Origin of the sequence: Nocardioides sp. GXQ0305 (assembly GCF_050880345.1) — a bacterium.
GTDB lineage: Bacteria > Actinomycetota > Actinomycetes > Propionibacteriales > Nocardioidaceae > Nocardioides.
Genome location: NZ_JBNYXG010000003.1, coordinates 518,351 through 540,374, shown reverse-complemented (window position 1 = coordinate 540,374; position 22,024 = coordinate 518,351). Strand labels below are relative to the sequence as shown.

Genomic DNA, 22,024 nt, shown 5'->3' with positions numbered 1-22,024 from the left:
CTCAGGCGTCCCCGCGCCCCACGTCACCCGCACGCACCAGCTGCCGCTGCCGGATGTGCTCGGCCAGGACCCGGTGGCGGACCAGCCCGTCGGCCCGACCGTCGTCGTCGACGCGTACGGCGGCGCCGGCGGGCGAGAGGATCACCAGGTCGGTGACCGTGCGCAGCGTGTCGGACTCCGTCCAGGTCCCCTCGGTCGGCAGCGTGGCCGGCCCGTTCTTCCAGCCGAGCGGGCGGCCCGCGCCGTCGAGCTCGAGGGTCATCCCGTCCACGGAGGTGTCGACCGGCTCGACCTCGACGTCGGACGCCGGCTCGAAGGAGAGCCCGCGGAACCCGCGGTCGCGGCCCACGAGCTGGGCCACGAAGTCGTCGGCGGGGGCGGCGAGCAGCTCGTCGGGCGCCGCGACCTGGGCGAGACGGCCGCCCTCGGCGAACACGGCCACCTGGTCGCCCAGCTTGATCGCCTCGTCGATGTCGTGGGTCACCAGGACGATGGTCTTGCCGAGGTCCTGCTGGAGCCGCAGGAACTCCTGCTGGAGGCTGTGGCGCACCACGGCGTCGACGGCCGAGAACGGTTCGTCCATCAGCATCACCGGCGGGTCGGCGGCCAGGGCGCGGGCGACGCCGACGCGCTGCTGCTGGCCTCCGGACAGCTGGGCCGGGTAGCGGTCTCCCAGGTGGGGGTCGAGCCCGACCCGATCGAGCAGCTCACGAGCCCGGTCGCGGGCCTCGCGCCGGCTGGTGCCGGAGAGCACCGGGACGGTCGCGACGTTGTCGATCACGGTCCGGTGGCGGAACAGTCCGGCCGCCTGGATGACGTAGCCGATGCCGCGACGCAGCTTGACCACGTCGAGGCTGGTGATGTCGTCGCCGTCGATCCGGATCGTGCCGGAGGTGGCGTCGACCATCCGGTTGATCATTCGCAGCGAGGTGGTCTTCCCGCACCCCGAGGGACCCACGAACACCGTGATCGCGTTGTCGGGGATCCGGAGGTCCAGGCCGTCGACCGCGGTCGTCCCGTCGGGGTAGACCTTGGTCACGCCGTCGAACTCGATCACCTGGGGAACCTCCCTCGCGGACCGCCCGGCGGCCGGACGGGAGCAACGCGATTATTGTCCACTTGCTTGATTGACATACGAATCGTAGACGGGCGTGCGAGCACCACTCTTGCAGCCCCCACCGACAGGTGCACCTACCTGCCCCGCGAATCACCCGACGGGGGGAACGTCGTCCCGGAGCCCTCGCTACCCGGCCAGCCCACCACCAGCAGGCCGTCGAGCACCTCCAGGTCCTCTCCCCACGCCCGGTCCTCCACGCCCTCGGGCAGCACCGTCGCGACCAGGTCGAGCGCCTCGCGCAGCGCGGCCGGACCGCGCTGCCGCTGGGGCGCCAGCAGCCGGCCCTGGTGGACCGCCAGCAGCTCCGAGGCGACCACGCGCCGGGCCGCACCGAGCGTCGTCCGCAGTCGCTCGGCCGCGGTGAGGGCGTAGGACTGCACGTCCTCCTGGCCCCGGGAGGTCTCCCGGGTGCCGACCGCGGTGAACGTGGCCGGCGAGACCGCGTGCAGGCTCCCGACCGCAGCCTTGTGCACCGCCACCAGCCCCGCCTGGGGGCCGGGGTCGGCGCTCAGCTGGGCGGGCAGCCCGGTGAAGGCCGGGTCGAGCAGCCGGTGCAGGCGCGCCGCGCCCACCTCCGCGGCGTGCAGGAGCGCGAACCGGACGCCGTCGCAGGCGGCGGCCAGCTCCAGCCCGTGGAAGCCAGCGGTCCCGACGAACCGGGCGCCGGCGTCGTCCTCGAGCCACGCCGGCGAGTCGGTCACCCCGGCCAGCGCCCGGTCCACGGCGTCCCGCAGGGCCTGGAGGCTGCGTGCGAGCTGGGCCAGCACCGGCCCGATCACACGGAAGGACACCGGAGCCTGCAGGTGGAGCGGCGGCTGCGTCTCCTCGCCCAGCATCTCGCGCAACCGGTCCAGCACCGAGCCGAGCACCTCGTCCGCGCGGGCCGCTGCCGCGAGGTAGGGGTCCCGCGTGGCACCGACGAGCAGGATCTCGGCAGCGGCCACCCGGACCCACTGCCCGAGCAGGCGGTCGGCCTCGGCCGCCCGGAGCAGCGCCAGGGCGGTGGCGACGGGGACGCCCTGGAGCAGGGCCACCCCCTCCTTGGCGCCCAGGGCGGGCGGCGTACGACCGGCGAGCACCTCGGCCGCCGGACGCGCGTGGCCGCGGCCGTCGAGCAGCCGACCGCCGCCGGCGAGGTGGCCCCAGGCGTGGGCGAGCGGGATGATCTCGCCCGCGGCGCCCGACCCGGACCGGGGGACGGCCGGCACCACGTCGTCCTCGAGCAGGGTCACCAGCCACGCGCACAGCTCCGGCGACACCCCGGCGTCGCCGGACAGGAAGGTCCGCAGCCGGCAGCCGACCACGGCCCGGGCCTCCGCGCGGTCCAGCCAGGGCGGGCCACCGACGGCGCGGCCCACCAGCAGGCGGCGGGACTGCTCGGCCTGGGCCGCAGCGTCGAGGCGGACGCCGGTGAGGGCACCCATGCCGGTCGTGACGCCGTACACGGGGTGGTCACCGAGCAGCGCGTCGAGGACCTCGCGGCGACGGCGTCCCACCGCCTCGACGAGCGGCGGCGCCAGGACGGGCGCAGCCCCGCCGGCACACGCGAGCAGCTCGGCCGGGCCGAGGTCCTCGGGCCTCGCGACGGCGACGGTCGTCACCGGAAGCGGACCATGGTGCCGAGGTCGGCCTGCTCGGCCCGGTCGAGGATCAGCTGGCCCACGGCCACGTCGAGGATCGACAGGCCCCGGTGCCAGAACAGGATCCGCTCGTCGTCGTCCTCCCGGCCGGGCCGCTTCCCGGTGACGACCTCGCCGATCTCGGCGTGCAGCGTGTCGCGGGTGAGCGCCCCCGACCGCAGGTGCGGGCGGAGCGCGCCGAACTCCCCTGCCTGGGCCTCGCGCCAGTCGTCGACGACCACCTTGTCGACGACGTCGAGCAGGCCGGGATCGAGGGCGCTGACGGTCCCGTAGGGCACGAGCAGCGACCCGGGCGCCAGCAGGTCGGGCGTCACCAGCGGGGCCGGCTCGGTCAGCCGGGTCGCCTCGACCGCGATGTCGGCGCCGTCGATGGTCTCGGCCACGCTCCCGGTGACGACGACGGGGGTGTCGAGCTCCTCGCGCAGCCGGGCGGCGAAGGCCTCCCGCGACTCGGGCCGGCGGCTGGTCACCCGGATCTCGGCGAGGTCGAACATCGCATCGAGCATCACCACGTTGGCGTGGGCGGTGCCGCGCGCGCCGACGTGGCCGAGCACCCGGGCACCGGGTCGGGCGAGGTGGCGGGCGCCGACCGCGGTCATCGCGCCGGTGCGGACCTCGGTGATGAGGGTCGCGTCGACGATCGCCCGTGGGACCCCGGTCCACGGGTCGTAGAGGGTCAGCAGCGCCAGCTCGCTCGGCAGGCCGACCTCGTAGTTGGGGACGAAGTCGCCGACGACCTTCACGCCGCTGACGCCACGTTCCCCCAGCGAGGAGACGTGGCCGCGCAGCACGTTGAAGTGGCCGCGGCCGCCGTTGTCGGGCACCAGGTGGGTGCGCGGCTCGAAGACCGTCTCGCCACGGCCGTGGGCCGCCACCACGTCCCCGGCGGCCGCCACGACGTCGTCCGGGGTCAGCCCCAGTGCGTCGACGTCGGGCCCGGAGACGAAGCGCAGCCAGAGCTGGTCGGACAACGAGTGCTCCTTGCGGGACGGCTCGGGCAGTGCTCAGGCGTCGAGCGGCCGGAGCTCCTCGGCGTAGGACACCGACACCCGACGCATCTCGCCGCCGGCGTCGATCGCGTACTGCCCCATCCGCCACAGCGGCGGGGAGTAGGCGTGGATCGACACCGAGCCGTCGACACTACCGCCCATCCGGTGGATGTGGTCGGGGCCGAACCCGAACGCCCGTCCCGCGGTCACCACGCGTTCCGCGGGGTCGCCTCCGAGCCGGGGGCGGCTCTCGCGCACCGCACCGCGGGTCACCGCGACCGCGCCGGAGGAGAGGTCGTGGTCGTGCCACCCGGTGTCGTCCTCGAGGTTCCAGCACAGCAGCCAGACGTCGACGTCGGCGTCGCGGTGGAGCGAGACGAAGTACCGGGCGCCGGAGGCTCCGCCGTCCCGTGGGGCGACGTGCCGCTCCCAGACGTCGGGCCGGGCGGCGAGCTCGCGCACCCAGGCGAGCAGCTCGTCGGCCGACATCACGCGGCCGGGCAGGGCGGGCAGCCGCTCGCGGTCCACGCCGCCGGAGCGGTCGTGGCCGGACGACCCGTCGGAGAGGGGTGCGGTCAGCGTCATCGGGGGCCTCCGTCCAGGAACCGGTGCGGGTTGGCGACGTGGACGGCGTGGTCGAACGCCGGGCCCAGTGCCAGGTCGGTCGGGACGGCGTACGGGCGGTCGGTGCCGTGCACGAGGGCGTCGGCGCCCACCACCCTGGTCATGGCGTCGACGGCCTGCCGCCCGTAGCACGAGGTCTCGTAGAACACGTCGGGGTCGAGCGGCCCGAGCCGACCGCCGCGCTGGGCGAGCCGCTCGTGGTGGAGCGGCGCCAGGCCGGCGAGCGCCACGAAGCCGATCCGGAGCCGGGGCAGCAGCGCGCGGCCGGCAGCGTGCCAGGCGAACCACGCGGCCGCCAGCTGGGCCGGGTAGTCGATGAGCGCGGGCCACCACGCCGGGGCTCCGGGGGCGTGGTGGGCCACCGGGCCGGGGTGGACGAGCACCGGCCGGTCGGCCAGCTCCGCCACCCGGAGCACGGGTGCCGCGCGCTCGAGGGCAGCCGGGGTCGCCAGCACGGTCGCCGGCACCTGGAGTCCGCAGACCCCCGGGTGCGCGAGCAGCTGCGCGAGCTCCGTCGGATCCGGCTCCACGAGCCGGGGCGCGGCCCAGAGGAGGGTGTCGTCGGCCCCGTCGTCGGCACTCGCGTGCCAGGCGGCGAGCAGGGGTGCCGACTCCTCCGGCGCGAGCAGCTCGATCCCGAGCGGGCTCGACAGCGAGAGCAGGGTGAGGCCGATGTCGTCGGCGGCCACGACCTCGCGCCGGCCCGCCGCATCGTGGTCGGCGGGGTCCACGGCGTACGGCGGCTCCCCGTCGAGGTACAGCTCCCAGCCGTCGAGGCGAGGCGACCGGTCCCGGCGGCGCAACGCCTCCACGAGGACAGGCGGCCACACGTGCTGGTGGCAGTCGGTCCGTGGGGAAGGCATTAGTGCACCGTATCAGTAGACATTCACGATCCATGGAACCCTCGGCGCATGTCGTCCGTCGTCGTCCACGTCGCGCTGCTCCACGACGGCCTGGTGCTGGTCAGGGACGACGACGCCCTGCCGACGGTCACGCTGCCGGACGAGGACGACGACAGCAGGTTCGCGGCGGTGCTTGACCGGGTCGGCGCCGACACCTATCTGGCTCCGATCCTCAAGGTCGCCGACGACCGCTACCTCGACGTGGTCGGGTGCCGGGCAGTCCCGGCGCCGACCGACCGCTGGGTCCGGCCGGAGGTGCTCGCCGACCAGGTGCTCGCCGCCCTCGTCTCCCGGACCGCGCGCGAGCTCGAGGTGCCGCCCGCGAAGCGGCCCGCGTGGTTCCGGCCCGGCTGGTACGACGAGGTGGAGACGTGGGTCGACGCCTCGCTCGCCCGGGCCGGCCGGCGACGGACCGGACCGATGCGGCCCGAGAAGATGTGGAGCATCTCCGGCGTCCTGCGGATCCCGACCGACTCCGGCGACGTGTGGTTCAAGGCCGCCGCCGAGGTGTTCCGCGCCGAGGCGGCGATCCACCGGGTCCTGGCCGCGCACTTCCCCGACGACGTACCGGTGCTCCTCGCCGCGGACGACGCGCGGGCGTGGCTGCTGATGGAGCCGCTGGCCGGGTCCGCCGAGGCCGACCGGGCGGCCGGCGCGGGCGCGGCGCTCGCGCCGCGCTGGGCACAGGTGCAGCTGGCGTCGCTCGACCTGCTGGACGAGCTCCGCGCGGCCGGGTGCCCGGTGCGCGGCGTGGACGCGACGATCGAGGCCTTCCGCGGGGTGCTCGCCGCCAGCCCCGAGCTCGCGCTGCTGACGCCGGACGAGCTCGCAGCCGTCCGGGAACTCCGGGAGGAGGTCGAGGCGATGGTCCGGGAGCTGTGGGCCTGCGGCCTGCCGGACACCCTGAGCCACGGCGACCTCCACCTCGGCAACGTGGCCTACGACGGATCCGAGCTGCGGGTGTTCGACCTCACCGACGTCTGCATCAGCCACCCGTTGCTCGACGCGTCCCACCTGGCCGCGTTCGAGGACCGCGGCCCGTCTGACGACGACCTCGTCGCCGCGTTCCTGCTCCCCTGGCGCGAGGCCTACCCGGAGGCCGACCTCGACCGGGCGCGGCGCCTCGCGCCCGTCGCGGACCTGGTGTTCCAGGCCGACACCTTCGACCGGATCGCCCGCGCCACCGAGGCGGCGTCGGCGTACGAGCTCGGCGGCGTCGTGGCGTGGCTGCTGCGCCGGCTGCCGGACGCCGTGGCCGCCGCCCGCCCGGTGGGATAGCTGGCCGCCGAAATCATCGTCCCGGGGGCTCCCGGGGTGATTTCGGCGTCCAACTATCCACTACTCCGACATCGGGATCCGGACGTTGCGCTCCCGGGCGACCTCGTCGGCCTTCTCGTAGCCCGCGTCGACGTGACGGATCACGCCCATGCCGGGGTCGTTGGTGAGGACCCGCTCGATCTTCTGGGCGGCGAGGTCGGTGCCGTCGGCGACGCACACCTGGCCGGCGTGCAGCGAGCGACCCATGCCGACGCCGCCGCCGTGGTGGAAGGAGACCCAGGTCGCCCCCGACGCGGTGTTGACCATCGCGTTGAGCAGCGCCCAGTCGGCGATCGCGTCGGAGCCGTCGAGCATCCCCTCGGTCTCCCGGTACGGCGAGGCGACCGAGCCGCAGTCGAGGTGGTCCCTTCCGATGACCACAGGTGCGCGCAGGTCCCCTGCGCGCACCATCTCGTTGAACTTCAGCCCGGCGAGGTGGCGCTCGCCGTAGCCCAGCCAGCAGATCCGCGCCGGGAGCCCCTGGAACTCCACGCGCTCCCCCGCCATGGTGATCCACTTGCGCAGCTTCTCGTCGTCGGGGAACAGCTCGAGGATCGCGCGGTCGGTCGCGGCGATGTCGGCGGGGTCGCCCGACAGCGCGGCCCACCGGAACGGCCCCTTGCCCTCGCAGAACAGCGGCCGGATGTACGCCGGCACGAAGCCGGGGAACGAGAACGCCCGGTCGTAGCCACCCTTGCGGGCCTCGTCGCGGATCGAGTTGCCGTAGTCGAACACCTCGGCCCCCGAGTCCTGGAACTCCACCATCGCCCGGACGTGCACGGCCATCGACTCCTGCGCCCGCTTGGTGAGCCCGCGCGGGTCCTCGTCGCGCTCGCGGTCCCAGTCGTCGAACGGGGTGCCGACCGGGAGGTAGAAGAGGGGGTCGTGGGCCGAGGTCTGGTCGGTGACGATGTCGACCAGCGGCCCGTGGCCGGCCTCGAGCCGGTCGAGGTGCCGCTCGAGCAGCGCCGGGACCAGCTCGGCCGCGTTGCCGCGCACGCCGATCGACACCGCGCGCCGCTCCTCCTTGGCGGCCAGCGCGCGGGCGACCGCGTCGTCGAGGCCGTCGGCCTGCTCGTCGAGGTAGCGGGTCTCGAGCCGCCGGTCGATCCGGTGCTGGTCGACCTCGATGCAGATCGCGACGCCGTCGTTCATGGTGACGGCCAGCGGCTGGGCCCCGCCCATGCCGCCGAGACCGGCGGTCAGCGTGATCGTGCCCGCGAGGGTCCCGCCGAACCGCTTGTCGGCGACGGCGGCGAAGGTCTCGAAGGTGCCCTGCAGGATCCCCTGGGTGCCGATGTAGATCCACGAGCCGGCCGTCATCTGGCCGTACATGGTGAGCCCGAGGTCCTCCAGCCGGCGGAACTCCTCCCAGTTCGCCCAGTCGCCGACCAGGTTGGAGTTCGCGATCAGCACCCGGGGCGCCCACGCATGGGTCTTCATCACGCCGACCGGCTTGCCGGACTGCACCAGCATGGTCTCGTCGTCCTCGAGGGTGCGCAGCGTGCGCAGCAGGGCGTCGTACGCCTCCCAGCTCCGGGCGGCCCGCCCCGTGCCGCCGTACACGACGAGGTCCGCTGGTGCCTCGGCGTTGGCGGGGTCGAGGTTGTTCATCAGCATCCGCAGCGGCGCCTCGGTCTGCCAGGAGCGGCAGGACAGCTCGGTCCCGGTCGGGGCGTGGATGGGCAGGCGGGGGTTGTTCACTGGAGTCCTCCGATGACGTCGGCGGCGGCCGCGGGCACGGCGCCGGACTGGACGAGCTGGACACACGTCTCGATCTCGGGCGAGAGGTGGCGGTCGGGGCCCGGGCCCTCGACGCCGGCCTCCCGGAGCAGGCGTACGACGGCCCCGGTCGCCGGCGACGGCTCCAATGGCTCCCGCAGGTCGAGGGCGCGGGCGGCGGTCAGCACCTCGACCGCGACCACCCGGGTGAGGCCGTCGACGGACCGGCGCAGCTTGCGGGCTGCCGACCAGCCCATCGAGACGTGGTCCTCCTGCATGGCGCTGGAGGGGATGGAGTCGACGGACGCCGGGTTGGCGAGCCGCTTGAGCTCGGAGACGATCGCGGCCTGGGTGTACTGCGCGATCATGTGGCCGCTGTCGACCCCCGGGTCGTCGGCGAGGAACGGCGGCAGGCCGTGGTTGCGGGCCTTGTCGAGGAACCGGTCGGTACGCCGCTCGCTGATCGAGGCCACGTCGGCGGCGACGATCGCGAGGAAGTCGAGCACGTAGGCGACCGGCGCCCCGTGGAAGTTCCCGTTGGACTCGACCCGGTGCTCCTCGGGCAGCACGACCGGGTTGTCCACCGCGCTGGCGAGCTCGCGACCGGCGACGGTCGCGGCGTGCTCGACGGTGTCCCGGGCGGCACCGTGGACCTGCGGCGAGCAGCGTAGGGAGTAGGCGTCCTGGACCCGGTTGCAGTCGGGGCCGCGGTGGGAGGCGACGATCGCCGAGTCGGCCATCAGCGCGACCAGGTTGGCGGCCGACCGCGCCTGCCCCGGGTGGGGCCGGATCGCCTGGAGCTCGGCGGCGAAGACTCGGTCGGTGCCGAGCTGGGCCTCGACGCTCATCGCGGCGGCGACGTCCGCGGTCCGGAGCAGCCGGCGCAGGTCCTCGATGGCGAGCACCAGCATCCCGAGCATGCCGTCGGTGCCGTTGATCAGCGCGAGCCCCTCCTTGGCGGCGAGCTCGACGGGCGCCAGCCCGGCGGCCGCCAGCGCCTCGGACGCCGACACCAGCGCACCGCTGGCGTCACGGACGTCGCCCTCGCCCATCAGCGTCAGCGCGCAGTGCGACAGCGGCGCCAGGTCACCGGAGCAGCCGAGCGACCCGTGCTCGTGGACGACCGGCGTGATCCCGGCGCTGAGGAGCCCGGCGATGAGGCGCGCGGTCTCGGGCCGGATCCCGGTGTGGCCGGTGGCCAGGGTCGAGAGCCGGAGCAGCATCAGGGCCCGGACCACCTCGCGCTCCACCTCGGGCCCCGAGCCGGCGGCGTGCGACCGCACCAGCGACCGCTGGAGCTGGGCCCGACGGTCGGCCGGGATGTGGCGGGTGGCGAGCGCGCCGAACCCCGTCGAGATGCCGTACGCCGGCGTCGCCCCGGCGGCCAGCTCCTCGACCACGGCGCGCGACCGCGCGAGGGCCTCCTCGGCGTCCTGCCCCAGCCCGACGGTCGCTCCCCCGCGGGCCACGTCGACCACGTCGGCAAAGGAGACCGGACCCGTCCCGACGGTCACGTGCGCTCGCTCCATGCGGCCCATCCAACCCCCGGGTGGGCACGGCCGAACAGGGCCCCGACCCTGCCCCCGTCTCGGATCCCAGACGAGTCAGCGGATCCTGTTCCCGACCTTCCGGGCCGTCCGGTGACCCAGCGCGTACCCGTCCTCCATGGCGTCCCGGAAGTGCAGGCCGCCCCAGATCCGCGCGTGGAACGCCTCGTGCTCGATCGTCGACAGGTCGTCGTAGGAACGGTTCGTGTCCAGGCTGTAGGAGTGCAGCGTCAGCGCAGTGTCCTCACCCAGCATCATCCGCACCGTCTGGACGGCGGGAGCGGTGAGGCTGGCGTGGCCGCTCACGTAGTCGGAGTACGGCGGGTTCGCGATCAGCGGCACCCAGGGCGTGGGCCATGGCCCCGTGCCCGGGTTGCCGTCGGTGTCCCACCCCGCGATCGCCTGGAACGGACGCCAGAACCCGACGTCGCGCTTGAGCTGCCACGCCTTGATGACCGAGTCGGCCATCGAACCGTGCATCCGTGCGAACAGCAGCGCCGTGCTGCGCAGGCTCATCGGGTCCTGCTCGAGCAGGTCGACGACGGCCTCACCGACCATGATCGCGGAGTTGGAGTTGTAGAACACGGCCGTCTCCGTCTGGAAGGGCGTCCGCTCCGTCGAGTCCGCGGATCCCAGCTCGAGCACCTCGTTGTAGTCACGTGCGTAGGCCTTGCTCCGGAGGCGGTCCGGGCCGTCGAGCCGCACGAGCCTCTTCAGCACCACCGGCTCGACCGAGCCGAGCCAGGGCGCCAGCATGTTCCCGGGAGGCGGGGTCGCGGGCGGCTGCCAATAGCCTGGCTCCATCGGCTTGGAGTACACGATCGACGTGTCGCCGCGGCCGTCGTCGGCCCGGCTGTCGATCATCTCTGCGGCGGCCCGTGCCCCGATCACGACGCCCCTGTCCTCGGCCCGGCCGTCCTGGACCCCCTCCAGGCTCTCGTCGAGCCGCGCGTCGAGGTCGGGAGCCGAGTCGGGGTAGTACTCCACGAGGACGTCGTGCGCGGCGGTGGCCGCGGCAGCGGTCGGCGACGCGTGCTCGTGCCTGGTCATCTCGACCGCGTCGTTCATCGCCAACGACGTGAAGGCCAGGTAGAGGACGCCCACCGGGATCGGTGTGCGGGGCGCCGGCTGCGGCTCCGGCAGCGGAGGAGGCGGATCTCCGTAGACCGTGAGGAACGCCGTGCGCTCCCAGTCCAGGATCACCGACGCGTCGTCGGTGGCCGCCGCTCTGCCGGTCGCCACGCCGGGACTGACCAGCAGGGCGGCCGGGGTGGCCACCAGGACGGTGCCGAGAACGAGACGGACGTGGCGTGGGCGCATGGCAACCCCTCCCCCTGAGCTGTTCCTCCCAGTGTTCGCACGGCGGGGTCCCGCGGGCCATTCGCCATCAGGCGAATTCTTCGGACCGGTCGCCGTTCGCCTCCTCCTCGAGGACCATCACGGCGGCCAGCCGGCTGTGGACGCCGAGCTTGCGGTAGGCGTGCTCCAGGTGCTTGCGGACGGTGCTGCACGAGACGCCCAGCACCACCGCGATCTCGTCGTTGGAACGCCCCTCGGCCACCAGGCCGAGCACGCGACGCTCCTGCGCCGTGAGGCTGTCCGGGACGGGGGCGGCACCGCCCCGGAGCAGGCGGACGAGCACCGGAGTCACCAGGCGCAGCATCGCGGCGTCCCGCTCACCGAACCGGCCGTGCGTCCGGTCCACGTGCAGCCGGGCGGCGTAGCCGCCCCCGACGTTCCAGCCGAGCTCCATCGAGTCGAGGGCCTCGGGATGACCGTGGCCGTCGAGGGGAGGCACCCCGCTCTCGTCGACGACCTCGCCGGACCGGTCGAGCACCGTCACCTCGATGGCGTCGCCGCGGACCAGGGTCAGCACGGACCGCAGCACCGACGCGGGCGGAACCGGTACGCCGCGGGCTGGCTCCACCTGGAGGAGCGACCGGAGCGCCCGCTGGTCGGCGTCGCCGAGCACCAGATCGACCATGGCCCCCTCCCCCCGACCTTCGACGGTAGCCGCGCCTCCGATCGTGGCGCCACCCCTGCGGGTGAGCGCCACCGGGCAGTCACCGCCCTACGTTGGGCGGTCGAGACCCACGGAGGTGGAGCGCATGGAGACCGGAACGCTGGTCTGGATCCTCGTCATCGTCGTCGTCGTGCTGGCTGTCGCAGGACTGCTCGCCGTGATGCGCAAGCGGCGGGTGGAGCAGCGTCGCCGCGCCGCCGCCGGCCTGCGGGACGACGCCCAGGCCCACGCGGGCGGACTGCAGGAGAGCGACCTACGGGCGCGGGAGGCCGAGGCGGAGGCTGCCCGCAAGCGCGCCGAGGCCGAGCGCGCCGAGCGGGAGGCCGCCCAGGCCCGGCAGGGACACGTGCAGGAGCGGGCACAGGTCGAGGACCGGGTGCGCGAGGCCGACCGGCTCGACCCCGACGTCGACCACCGGTCGCCGGACTACCAGCCCGAGGCGACCGAGGCGGGCGAGGTCCCGCCTCCCGCCGAGAGCCGCGAGCCCACGGAGACCACCCGGGAGCAGCCGGGGAGCGGCGGCACCCACCGCGCCTGACGTCCCGCGAGCAGACAGGGTGGTTCCCGCCCTGTCACGCTCGGCGGGTCTCGAGGCTCGTCGCTGGCGCTCCTCGCACCTCGACCTCCGGCGTCGGTCACCGCAACTGCTGCCGGCCCGGCGTCGGTCACCGCAACTGCCGCCGGCCCGGCGTCGGTCACCGCAACTGCCGCCGGCCCGGCGTCGGTCACCGCAACTGCCGCCGGTCCGGCGTCGGTCACCGCAACTGCCGACCTCCGGCGTCGGTCACCGCAACTGCCGCCGGCCCGGCGTCGGTCACCGCAACTGCCGCCGGCCCTGCGTCGGTCACCACGACCACGGCCGGAAGGCGGTGAGTGGGAGCATGCGGCCATGAGCCAGGTGCCGGCGGCCACCCGCACGCTGCGGGTGCTCCGGTTCCTGGCGAGCCGCCCCGAGGCCGCACCGCTCGAGATGATCATGCGCGCGTGCGACCTGCCGCGGAGCACGGCGTACCACCTGCTGCGGGTGATGGTCGACGAGGGCTTCGTGGTCCACCTCGCCGGCGAGGCGCGCTACGGGCTGGGGCCGGCGGCCCACGAGGTCGGTGGCGGCTACGCGCGGCAGGCGCCGCTGGCCAGGATCGCGCGCCGCCCGCTCGCCGACCTGTGCGACGAGTCCGGGCAGAACGCCCACCTCGCCGTGCTGCACGGCAGCGACGTGCTCTACCTGATCGAGGAGCGTGCACCCGGCCGCCCGAGCCTGGTGACCGACGTCGGCGTCCGGCTGCCGGCCCACCTGACCGCGACGGGGCGGGCGGTGCTCGCCGCCCTGCCCGCGGCGCAGGTCCGGGCGCTCTACCCCGGCCGGGAGGCGTTCACGTTGCGCCACGGCACCGGTCCCGCCTCGCCGAGCGCCCTGCGGGCCGTGCTCGCCGAGACCCGGCAGCGCGGCTTCGCGACCGAGGACGGCGACGTCACCCCCGGCTTCGCCAGTGTCGCGGCCGCCGTCCTCGACCACACGGGCTTCCCCGTCGCCGGGGTCGCGGTCACGGTCGAGGTCCGCGAGACCGGTCCCGAGCCGTACGCCGACGCGGTGCGGCGTACCGCCGCGCTGCTGACCCGTCGCCTGGGAGGCCACCGCCCCCCACGGTGACCCGGAGCCGACTCGCTCGTTGGGCCTCGCGTCAGCTACCGGGAGGTCACCGTGACGGACACCGACGCCCCGCGTCCCGTCCGCCGTCTCGTCGCGACCGTGGCCGTGGCCGGCACCCTCGTCGCCGGCGCCCTGGTCTCGACCTCCGCGGGGGCGCGGGAGGGCGACCTGGTGTCCGGCTACACGGCGGACGCCCGCCGCTCGGCCGCCGAGGCCGCCGACGCGGAGCGACGTCCGCACCGGCACGCCGGTGCCGCCCGGAGCGCCGATGGTCACGGGCACGACCACTCCGACCCCACGACCAAGAACGCCCTCTCCCGCAGCGGGGACGCCGGGGCCGGGGACCCGACCAGCGCCGCGGAGAAGGCGACCCACGCGGCCTCGGTCGCGGCCGGGCGGCGGACGCCGGAGCCGGAGCTGACGACCGTGCCCCTGCGCGAGCCCCGCGCGCTCCACCCGGCGGACCGCTACGACCTGGCCGGCGGCTGCTACACCCTCGTCGACGGCGGCGAGCCCCTCTTCTTCCAGGCGACCGACCTCGGCCGGTACCTGCTCCACGACACCGACCGGCGCCTCGTGAGCGCGTCGGGCGACCGGGCCGCGGAGCCCGGCGACGACACCGTCTGGGCGGCCCGCGACCAGGGCGCCCGGATCGCCTTCGACCACGACGGCACGACGCTCCGGGTCGGCGGGCGGACCTCCTTCCGGCCGACCCGTGCCGACGGCTGCTCCCGCTACCCCGAGTCGCAGGTCAACGTCTCCGGCGACCCGTTCGCCGGCGTCTCGCCGTACCAGGAGGTGCGCGGGTACGTCGACGCGCACACCCACGGCATGGCCTTCGAGTTCCTGGGCGGTGGCGCCCACTGCGGCAAGCCGTGGGACCGGTTCGGGGCGCCGTACGCGCTCGTCGACTGCGAGGACCACCAGGCCGGCACCAACCCGCTCGAGGCCGCGCTCTCGGGTCGGCCCATCCACGACCCGGTCGGCTGGCCGACGTTCACGGACTGGCCCGCGCCGGACTCGCTGACCCACGAGGGCACCTACTACAGGTGGATGGAGCGTTCCTGGCGCGGAGGGCAGCGGCTCTTCGTCAACCTGCTCGTCGAGAACAACCAGCTGTGCCGGCTCTACCCCTTCGGTCCCGACGGCACCCCCGTCTCGAAGAACTCCTGCGACGACATGGACTCGGTGAGGCTGCAGGCGCAGCGGATGTACGAGCTGCAGGACTACGTCGACGCGCAGTGGGGCGGGCCCGGTGAGGGCTGGTACCGGATCGTCACCGACCCGTGGCAGGCCCGACGGGTGATCAACCAGGGCAAGCTCGCGGTCGTCATGGGCATCGAGACGAGCGTGCCCTTCGGCTGCACCTTCCGCGCCGGCCCCACGGGCGACCGGGCCGCCTGCGACGCCGCCGAGATCGACCGCCAGCTCGACGAGGTGCACGCCCTCGGGGTGCGCCAGATGGAGCTGGTCAACAAGTTCGACAACGCGCTCTCCGGGGTGGCCGGCGACACCGGCGAGACCGGCGTGGTCGTCAACAGCGCCAACTTCCTCGAGACCGGCAGCTACTGGGACATGGAGCACTGCGAGCCCGGGACCCCCGGCGCCCACGACCGCGAGCAGCTCGCGGCGCCGGAGATCTCCGCCGACCAGCAGGACGCGCTGTTCGGCGCGATCGGGAAGGTGTTCGGCACGCTCGGCACCGACCTCCCGGTCTACCCGCGTCCCGCGCACTGCAACCAGCGCGGCCTCACCACGCTCGGCGAGCACGTCATCGACGGGCTCGCCCGGCGGAAGATGCTCTTCGACCCCGACCACATGAGCGTGGCCGCCCGCGACGCCGCCCTCGACCAGGTCGAGGAGATGGGCTACTCGGGAGTGCTGTCGAGCCACTCGTGGTCGACGCCCGACGCCTACCCGCGGATCTACGAGCTGGGCGGCTTCGTGGCGCCGTACGCCGGCGACTCGACCGGGTTCGTCGAGAAGTGGAGGCGGCACGTGGAGTGGGCCGACCCGCGCTACTACTTCGGCATCGGCTACGGCGCCGACATGAACGGGCTCGGCGCCCAGGGCGACCCCCGCGGCGCCGACGTCCCCAACCCCGTGACCTACCCGTTCGAGGGACTCGGCGGGGTGACCGTCCACCAGCAGCACGCCGGCCGGCGGGTCTACGACCTCAACGTCGACGGCGTCGCGCAGTACGGCCTCTACCCCGACTGGATCGAGGACCTCCGGCTGGTCGCCGAGCAGCAGTCGGGTGAGGGCTCCGCGATCGCGACCGACATGGCGCGCGGGGCCGAGGCCTACCTCCAGACCTGGGAGCGGGCCCAGGGCATCGCCCCCGACCCGTGCCGCAACCCGGACCTGCGGGTCACCCCCACCCGGTTCCGCTCGCTCGTCCGGCGCAGGATGGGCGGCCGCGCGGTGATGGCGGCGGTCGGCCAGCCCTACCTGCGCCGGGACCTGAGCTACACCTACTGCGCCCGGGCGGCCGAGGACCCCGAGGTGCGGATGGTCGTCGGGCTGACCGCGTCCGGCCGGGTGGCCGACGTACGCCGGGCGTGACGCGACCCGTCGCGGAGCGACTTATTACCCGGGAGTAGCGTTTCTCACACGTCACCGCCGCTGACCGCGACCGCCTGCGGGTCGTAGTCTCGGCGCGACGCACTCGCCGTCACCGCCTGCCCCCGAGGAGACGTTGTGAACTGGGTCCTGATCGTCGGCCTCATGCTCAACCTGGCGCTGCTGCCCGTCGCGGCGCTCCGGGTGGCGTGGCTCTACCGCTTGATCAGGAGCGGCCAGCCCGACCCCGGGCGGGTCGAGGGCGTGACCGGTCGCGTGGGCCAGGCGGTGAAGACCCAGCTGGTCGAGGTGTTCGGGCAGCGCAAGCTGCTCAAGTGGACCGTCCCGGGCACCGCCCACGCGTTCGTGATGTGGGCCTTCATCATCCTCGGGAGCGTCTACCTCGAGGCGTACGGCGTGCTGCTCGGCCCCGACGACTTCGCCATCCCGCTGATCGGCCGCTGGGAGGTCCTCGGCTTCGCCCAGGACCTGATCGCCGTGCTCGCGCTGGTCGGGCTCGTCGTGTTCGCGCAGATCCGGCTGAGGAACGCGCCGGAGCGGCTGGGCCGGCGGTCCCGGTTCTCCGGGTCGCACCTCGGTGGTGCGTGGCTGGTCCTGTTCATGATCTTCAACGTCATCTGGACGATGTTCCTGTTCCGCGGGGCCGCCTCCGCGCTGGGCAACCTGCCCTACGACAGCGGCGCCTTCGTCTCGGTGGGCGTCGGCAACCTCCTCGACGGCCTGTCCGAGGACACGCTGCACGTGCTCGAGGGGGTCGGCCTGCTGCTCCACATCGGCGTGATGCTGGTGTTCCTGGTGATCGTGCTCAACAGCAAGCACCTGCACATCTTCGTGGCGCCGTTCAACGTGCTCTTCAAGCGCCAGCCGGTCGCGCTCGGCGCCGCCAGGCCGCTCACGTCGGGCGGCAAGGCGGTCACGCTCGACGACCTCGAGGACATGGACGAGGACACCCGGCTCGGCATCGGCTCGATCGAGGACTTCTCCTGGAAGGGGATGCTCGACTTCGCCACCTGCACCGAGTGCGGCCGCTGCCAGGACCAGTGCCCGGCTTGGAACACCGAGAAGCCGCTCTCGCCGAAGATGCTGATCATGAACATGCGGGACCACGCGTTCCACATCGGTTCCTACCTCCAGGCCGACCAGGCCCAGCGGGACACGATGCTCGAGGCCGACCCCGAGCTCGCGGCAGAGGTCGAGCGGGCGCTGGTCGGCGCGACCGAGGGCGAGGCGTGGCACCCGACCGGCGGCGGGGTGATCGACCCCGACGTGCTGTGGTCGTGCGTCACCTGCGGCGCCTGCGTCCAGCAGTGCCCCGTCGACATCGAGCACGTCGACCACATCGTCGACATGCGCCGCTACCAGGTGCTCGTCGAGTCGACGTTCCCCGCCGAGCTCAACCAGCTGTTCAAGGGCATGGAGTCCAAGGGCAACCCGTGGAACCTCTCCCCGAACATGCGGATGGACTGGGCGCAGGGCCTCGACTTCGACGTGCCCGTCGTCGGCGAGGACCTCGAGTCGCTGGAGTCGGTCGACTGGCTCTTCTGGGTCGGCTGCGCCGGGGCGTACGAGGACCGCGCCAAGAAGACCACCCGCGCGGTCGCGGAGCTGCTGAACATCGCCGGCGTCTCGTTCGGTGTCCTCGGCAAGGGCGAGACCTGCACCGGTGACTCCGCCCGTCGTGCGGGCAACGAGTTCGTGTTCCAGGGCCTCGCGCAGCAGAACGTCGAGACGTTCCAGGAGTTCAAGGTCAAGAAGGTCGTCTCGACCTGCGCCCACTGCTTCAACACGCTCAAGAACGAGTACAAGGAGCTCGGCATCGAGCTCGAGGTCGTCCACCACACCCAGCTGCTGAACCGCCTCGTGCGCGAGGGGAAGCTGACGCCGGTCAAGGACGGCGCGGGCGCGGCGAAGCGCTCGATCACCTACCACGACCCGTGCTACATCGGCCGCCACAACCAGGTCTACGAGCCGCCGCGCGAGCTGCTCCAGGTCATGCCCGGCGCCGAGTTCGTCGAGATGGAGCGCAACTCCGAGCGGTCCTTCTGCTGCGGCGCCGGCGGTGCCCGGATGTGGATGGAGGAGACGATCGGCGAGCGGATCAACCTCAACCGCACCACCGAGGCGGTCGGCACCGGCGCCGACCAGATCGCGGTGGGCTGCCCGTTCTGCCGGGTGATGCTCTCCGACGGGCTGACGGCGATGCAGGACTCCGGCGACGCCCGCGAGGAGGTCGAGGTCCTCGACGTCGCCCAGATGCTGCTGGCCTCGGTGAAGGGCGAGCCCGCGACCCGGCAGAAGAAGGCTGCCGCCGGCGCCTCCGCCAAGGCTTCCTCGTCCGGTGAGGGGGCGGCTGCCGCAGGTACGGCGACCGCGACCCTCACCCGTGAGGACGACGCGACGAAGGCCGAGCCGGAGGCCGGCGACGTGACCCAGACCGAGGGGACGGTCACCGACACCGCGGACGCCGGTCCCGCCGCCAAGGCCAGCGGTGGCTCGTCGTTGTTCGACGTCGGCGGCGACGAGCCCGAGACCGCCTCGCCGGAGAAGTCGGTGCCGGAGGAGGCGAAGGCGGCCGAGCCCGCGTCGTCCGGCGGTTCGCTCTTCGACCTCGGCGGCGACGAGCCGAGTGCCGACGCCGGGCCGACCGAGGCCGAAACCGAGACCGAGCCTGCTGCGACGAAGGCCGAGGAGCCCGACCTGGGCAGCGGAGGTTCCCTGTTCGACCTCGGCGGCGACGAGCCGACCCCGGAGACGGCAGACGCCGAAGATGGGTCGGTGGTCGAGGAGGGCCGCCAGGCCCGTCTCGAAACCACCCCGGAGACGGAGCCCCCCGCAGCACCCACCTCGAGCATCCCCGAGGGCGGGTCCCTCTTCGACATCTCCGCACCCGCCGAACCCGAAGCCGAGCCTTCTGCCACGGACGAGAAGCCGGACCAGACCGACGAACCGGTGGTCGAGGAGGGCCGCCAGGCCCGTCTCGAAACCACCCCGGAGACGGAGTCCCCCGCAGCACCCACCTCGAGCATCCCCGAGGGCGGGTCCCTCTTCGACATCTCCGCACCCGCCGAACCCGAAGCCGAGCCTTCTGCCACGGACGAGAAGCCGGACCAGACCGACGAACCGGTGGTCGAGGAGGGCCGCCAGGCCCGTCTCGAAACCACCCCGGAGACGGAGTCCCCCGCAGCACCCACCTCGGCCATCCCGGAGGGCGGTTCGCTGTTCGACATCGCGGCGCCCGAGGCGGTGGGGACGCCCGCCCCGGAGACCACCGCATCTGCGGAGGCGCCGCGAGAGCCCGAGGTCGAGCAGGACCCAGAGCCCGCTGCAGAGGACACGGAGGAATCGCCCGCCGCCTCCGGCTCCGGCCGGCCCGATCCAGCAGCGGTCAGCGCAGCAGCGACCGCCGCGGCGTCGGACGAGGAGGCGGAGGCGACGTCCGACGCGGACTCGCCGAGCGAGGCCTCACCCGAGGCCGCCGCGCCCCAGGAGGACGAGGTGGGCGACGAGGTCGAGCAGGCTGCCGAGAACGAGCAGGCAGAGCAGGACGAGCAGGAGCCCCCAGCCTCGTCCACGGGCGATGCCCACACGCCGAAGACGGACGTGGACGTCAACGAGAAGGGCTCGCTCTTCGACATCTGAGCGGACGACGCTCAGCCCCTACTCCTGGCGCGGCCGAGACCGGGTCCAGTGCGGGGCGGGACGACCGGCCTTGGGTGGTGGGAGGAACTCGGGTCGGCGGTCGGTGGCGAGTCGGACCTGCCACGGCGTGTTGTGGAGAGTGCGGTGGTGGTGGCCGCACAGCAGGACCAGGTTGTCGAGAGCGGTCACCCCGCCCTCGATCCAGTGGCGGATGTGGTGGGCGTGGCACATCAGCGGTGGACGGGTGCAGCCGGGGAAGGCGCAGTGGTGGTCGCGGGCGACCAGGGCGGACCAGATGGCGGGGGTGACCAGGCGGTGGTCACGGCCGACGTCGAGCACGCAGCCCTCGGCGTCGAGCAGCACCCGCACCAGGTCGCAGTCACAGGCCAGGCGGCGGACCGCGGAGCCGGCCAGCTCGAGGCCGTCGTCGGTGGTGCCGACGCCCCCGGTGCCGCCGTGCAGGGTGGCGTGGTCGACGGTGACCGCGAGCCGCGGCCGGGTGCCGTGACTGGAGGGCGGCAGCCCGGAGTCGAGGGCGTGCTGGGCGATGCCGACCAGGGCGTCCCAGGTCCGGGCACCGTGGTCGCGGGCGTCGGGCATCTCCGCGCAGGTCTCCGGATCAACGGTGGGCACCGGCTTGGTGAGGGGCAGCAGCGCGGCGCGCAGGGTGGCGCCGTCCTCGACCGTGCCGTGGCCGCGCAGCCGGATGCCGCCACAGCCATCGTCGCTGATGGTCAGGAACCGGCCGAGGTGGGCGGCGCGGTCCTCCCGGTCCAGTGCCTTCTCGGCCTCGCGCTCGTCGCGGTCGGGGTCGACCACCGTGGCCAGGTGACGACCGGCGCGGTGCAGGTCGGTGGCGTTGAGCCGCCCGGCCTCCTCGAGCAGCGCCACCTCACCACGGCGCCGGACGTGAGGGGCGAGGGGGAGGCGCTCGACGGCCGCCACGATCACGTCCGCCTGGTCCGGGGACACCTCGCCGTCGCGCAGGGCCTGCCACGTCTGCGTGCGCTCGGACACGAGGGCCCGGGCGTGCTCGACGGTCCGCTTCCCCTGACGCCGGGTGGTGCCGGCCACGTGGGTGTACCAGTCGGACGTCGACCCCCACCCCAGCCGGCGCCGCGGGACCTCCCGGGCGTCGAGCTCGGCGAGGAGGGAGGCCTCCAACGCGGCCGAGGCGGCCCGGAGCCGCTGCAGCTCCTCCACGCCCGCCACCAGCTCCTCGTCGGGCCGCGCCGACCACAGCGCCTCCTGCAGTCCACCGATCTCCACGCACGCCCCGCCCACGACACCGGCCGGTGTCGGCTGCGGGAACGGGGTGATCGCCATGACCTGATCCAAGCACCTGCCACTGACACCGAGGGACGCGAAAACCCTTTGTCCACAAGGGATTCCAGGTCGTCGACGCCGATCAACGCGCGGTGCCCGGACGGCAGCCTCAGGACACGCTCCACCGCACCCGGTAGATCCCGTCCCCGTCGGTGAGGTCGTCGACCTCGAGGGGCGTGTTGGCGCACGGGATGTTGTTCAGGGTGTCCACCCGGGTGAGGTTCCCGGCGTCCCGCTCGAAGACCTTCAGGTCGATCGTTCCCTGGAAGGTCTCCGAGCCGATGTTGTTGCGTCGCTGGTTCTGCGCGTACTGCCGCACCGGCGTCCGGCTGGTCCCGAGCTTGAAGAAGATCTCGTCGTCCACTCCGTTGTCCTCGAGGTTGAGGACCTTGTTGGAGTGGACGGTGAGCTGACAGGTGGGACCCGCCGAGGCCGTGGCCGTCCCCGCCGGCGCGAGCGAGACGGCGACCAGTCCCGCCGTGCCGACGGCGCCGAGCACGGCCGGGATGAGCTTCTTGAGTGCGAACATCGTGTGCTCCTCGTCCATGGATCCGGACCTGGTGTCCGACATCCGAGGGACCGGATCCTCGGTGTGCGTGGCGGCGCCGCACATCGGGAGGCGGCCTCAGAAGTCCCTTCCGACGCCTCACGGCCACGGACTGGACGCTCAGGAGGGCGCGCTGCCCGCACTCCTTCGGCCACTCGTTCGCGCGCACAGCAGGAGGTGTCGGTTGCCGAGGAGGGACCAGGACCTGTGGCGAGAGCGGTCGAGGTGTAGCCGAAGGCCCAGCACTGCGGAGTGTCCCTGCCGACCGCACCTCATCTGAGGCCCGCCGCCCCACATCTGAGGTAGCCGGCCCATGTGCCGTGCGGGTGTCGCGGCCAGGCTGGCGGAGCACAGCACCGGACAGCGACGAAGGAGCAGCACGATGGTCACCGCCACC

At 73.6% G+C, this 22,024-nt stretch carries 16 protein-coding genes; 5 read left to right on the top strand and 11 right to left on the bottom strand.

Features of this window, described 5'->3' with window-relative positions:
- Position 1 precedes the first annotated feature (1 nt).
- The 5 genes from ACQ1X7_RS11150 to ACQ1X7_RS11130 all read right to left on the bottom strand — a co-directional run bounded on the left by ACQ1X7_RS11150 (position 2) and on the right by ACQ1X7_RS11130 (position 5,233).
- Positions 2-1,057 carry an ABC transporter ATP-binding protein gene (locus tag ACQ1X7_RS11150; protein ID WP_432478259.1) on the bottom strand — a complete coding sequence of 352 codons (1,056 nt, stop codon included), beginning with the start codon at positions 1,055-1,057 and terminating at the stop codon, positions 2-4.
- A gap of 134 nt (positions 1,058-1,191) precedes the next feature.
- Positions 1,192-2,718 (bottom strand): aromatic amino acid lyase, encoded by a 1,527-nt coding sequence (locus tag ACQ1X7_RS11145; protein WP_432478258.1) that lies wholly within the window; start codon positions 2,716-2,718, stop codon positions 1,192-1,194.
- Positions 2,715-3,728: an ornithine cyclodeaminase family protein gene (locus ACQ1X7_RS11140; protein WP_432478257.1), complete on the bottom strand. Its 1,014-nt coding sequence runs from the start codon at positions 3,726-3,728 to the stop codon at positions 2,715-2,717. Before ACQ1X7_RS11140 ends, ACQ1X7_RS11145 begins: the two co-directional genes overlap by 4 nt.
- A gap of 33 nt (positions 3,729-3,761) precedes the next feature.
- Positions 3,762-4,331, bottom strand: coding sequence for a cysteine dioxygenase (locus ACQ1X7_RS11135; protein ID WP_432478256.1), 570 nt, complete (start codon positions 4,329-4,331; stop codon positions 3,762-3,764).
- Complete coding sequence (locus tag ACQ1X7_RS11130) at positions 4,328-5,233, bottom strand: amidohydrolase (protein ID WP_432478255.1); 906 nt, start codon at positions 5,231-5,233, stop codon at positions 4,328-4,330. The genes ACQ1X7_RS11135 and ACQ1X7_RS11130 overlap by 4 nt, the downstream gene beginning before the upstream one ends.
- Positions 5,234-5,281: 48 nt before the next feature.
- Between ACQ1X7_RS11130 and ACQ1X7_RS11125 the strand changes: the two genes are divergently transcribed.
- Positions 5,282-6,550 carry an aminoglycoside phosphotransferase family protein gene (locus tag ACQ1X7_RS11125; protein WP_432478254.1) on the top strand — a complete coding sequence of 423 codons (1,269 nt, stop codon included), beginning with the start codon at positions 5,282-5,284 and terminating at the stop codon, positions 6,548-6,550.
- Between the two features lie 60 nt (positions 6,551-6,610).
- Here the strand turns inward: ACQ1X7_RS11125 and hutU are convergent, their stop codons facing one another.
- From hutU to ACQ1X7_RS11105, 4 genes are all read right to left on the bottom strand, one after another.
- On the bottom strand, positions 6,611-8,293 hold the full coding sequence (gene hutU, locus ACQ1X7_RS11120; protein WP_432478253.1) for a urocanate hydratase: 1,683 nt from the start codon (positions 8,291-8,293) through the stop codon (positions 6,611-6,613).
- A complete protein-coding gene (gene hutH, locus ACQ1X7_RS11115) occupies positions 8,290-9,840 on the bottom strand; it encodes a histidine ammonia-lyase (protein WP_432478252.1) in 1,551 nt (516 codons plus the stop codon). The genes hutU and hutH overlap by 4 nt, the downstream gene beginning before the upstream one ends.
- Positions 9,841-9,915: 75 nt before the next feature.
- Positions 9,916-11,178, bottom strand: a complete 1,263-nt coding sequence (locus ACQ1X7_RS11110) for a vanadium-dependent haloperoxidase (protein ID WP_432478251.1) — start codon at positions 11,176-11,178, stop codon at positions 9,916-9,918.
- A 67-nt stretch (positions 11,179-11,245) separates the two neighbouring features.
- Positions 11,246-11,842: a LuxR C-terminal-related transcriptional regulator gene (locus ACQ1X7_RS11105; RefSeq protein WP_432478250.1), complete on the bottom strand. Its 597-nt coding sequence runs from the start codon at positions 11,840-11,842 to the stop codon at positions 11,246-11,248.
- A 124-nt stretch (positions 11,843-11,966) separates the two neighbouring features.
- Between ACQ1X7_RS11105 and ACQ1X7_RS11100 the strand changes: the two genes are divergently transcribed.
- The 4 genes from ACQ1X7_RS11100 to ACQ1X7_RS11085 all read left to right on the top strand — a co-directional run bounded on the left by ACQ1X7_RS11100 (position 11,967) and on the right by ACQ1X7_RS11085 (position 19,754).
- On the top strand, positions 11,967-12,419 hold the full coding sequence (locus ACQ1X7_RS11100) for a hypothetical protein (RefSeq protein WP_432478249.1): 453 nt from the start codon (positions 11,967-11,969) through the stop codon (positions 12,417-12,419).
- Between the two features lie 351 nt (positions 12,420-12,770).
- On the top strand, positions 12,771-13,532 hold the full coding sequence (locus ACQ1X7_RS11095) for an IclR family transcriptional regulator (protein WP_432478248.1): 762 nt from the start codon (positions 12,771-12,773) through the stop codon (positions 13,530-13,532).
- Between the two features lie 51 nt (positions 13,533-13,583).
- Positions 13,584-16,097 (top strand): hypothetical protein, encoded by a 2,514-nt coding sequence (locus ACQ1X7_RS11090; RefSeq protein ID WP_432478247.1) that lies wholly within the window; start codon positions 13,584-13,586, stop codon positions 16,095-16,097.
- 135 nt (positions 16,098-16,232) lie between these two features.
- Positions 16,233-19,754 carry a heterodisulfide reductase-related iron-sulfur binding cluster gene (locus ACQ1X7_RS11085; protein WP_432478246.1) on the top strand — a complete coding sequence of 1,174 codons (3,522 nt, stop codon included), beginning with the start codon at positions 16,233-16,235 and terminating at the stop codon, positions 19,752-19,754.
- An 18-nt stretch (positions 19,755-19,772) separates the two neighbouring features.
- Here ACQ1X7_RS11085 and ACQ1X7_RS11080 read toward each other — a convergent pair whose 3' ends face one another.
- Both ACQ1X7_RS11080 and ACQ1X7_RS11075 read right to left on the bottom strand, forming a co-directional pair.
- Positions 19,773-21,080, bottom strand: coding sequence for a DUF222 domain-containing protein (locus ACQ1X7_RS11080; protein ID WP_432478245.1), 1,308 nt, complete (start codon positions 21,078-21,080; stop codon positions 19,773-19,775).
- 109 nt (positions 21,081-21,189) lie between these two features.
- A complete protein-coding gene (locus ACQ1X7_RS11075) occupies positions 21,190-21,627 on the bottom strand; it encodes a hypothetical protein (RefSeq protein ID WP_432478244.1) in 438 nt (145 codons plus the stop codon).
- Between the last annotated feature and the right edge of the window lie 397 nt (positions 21,628-22,024).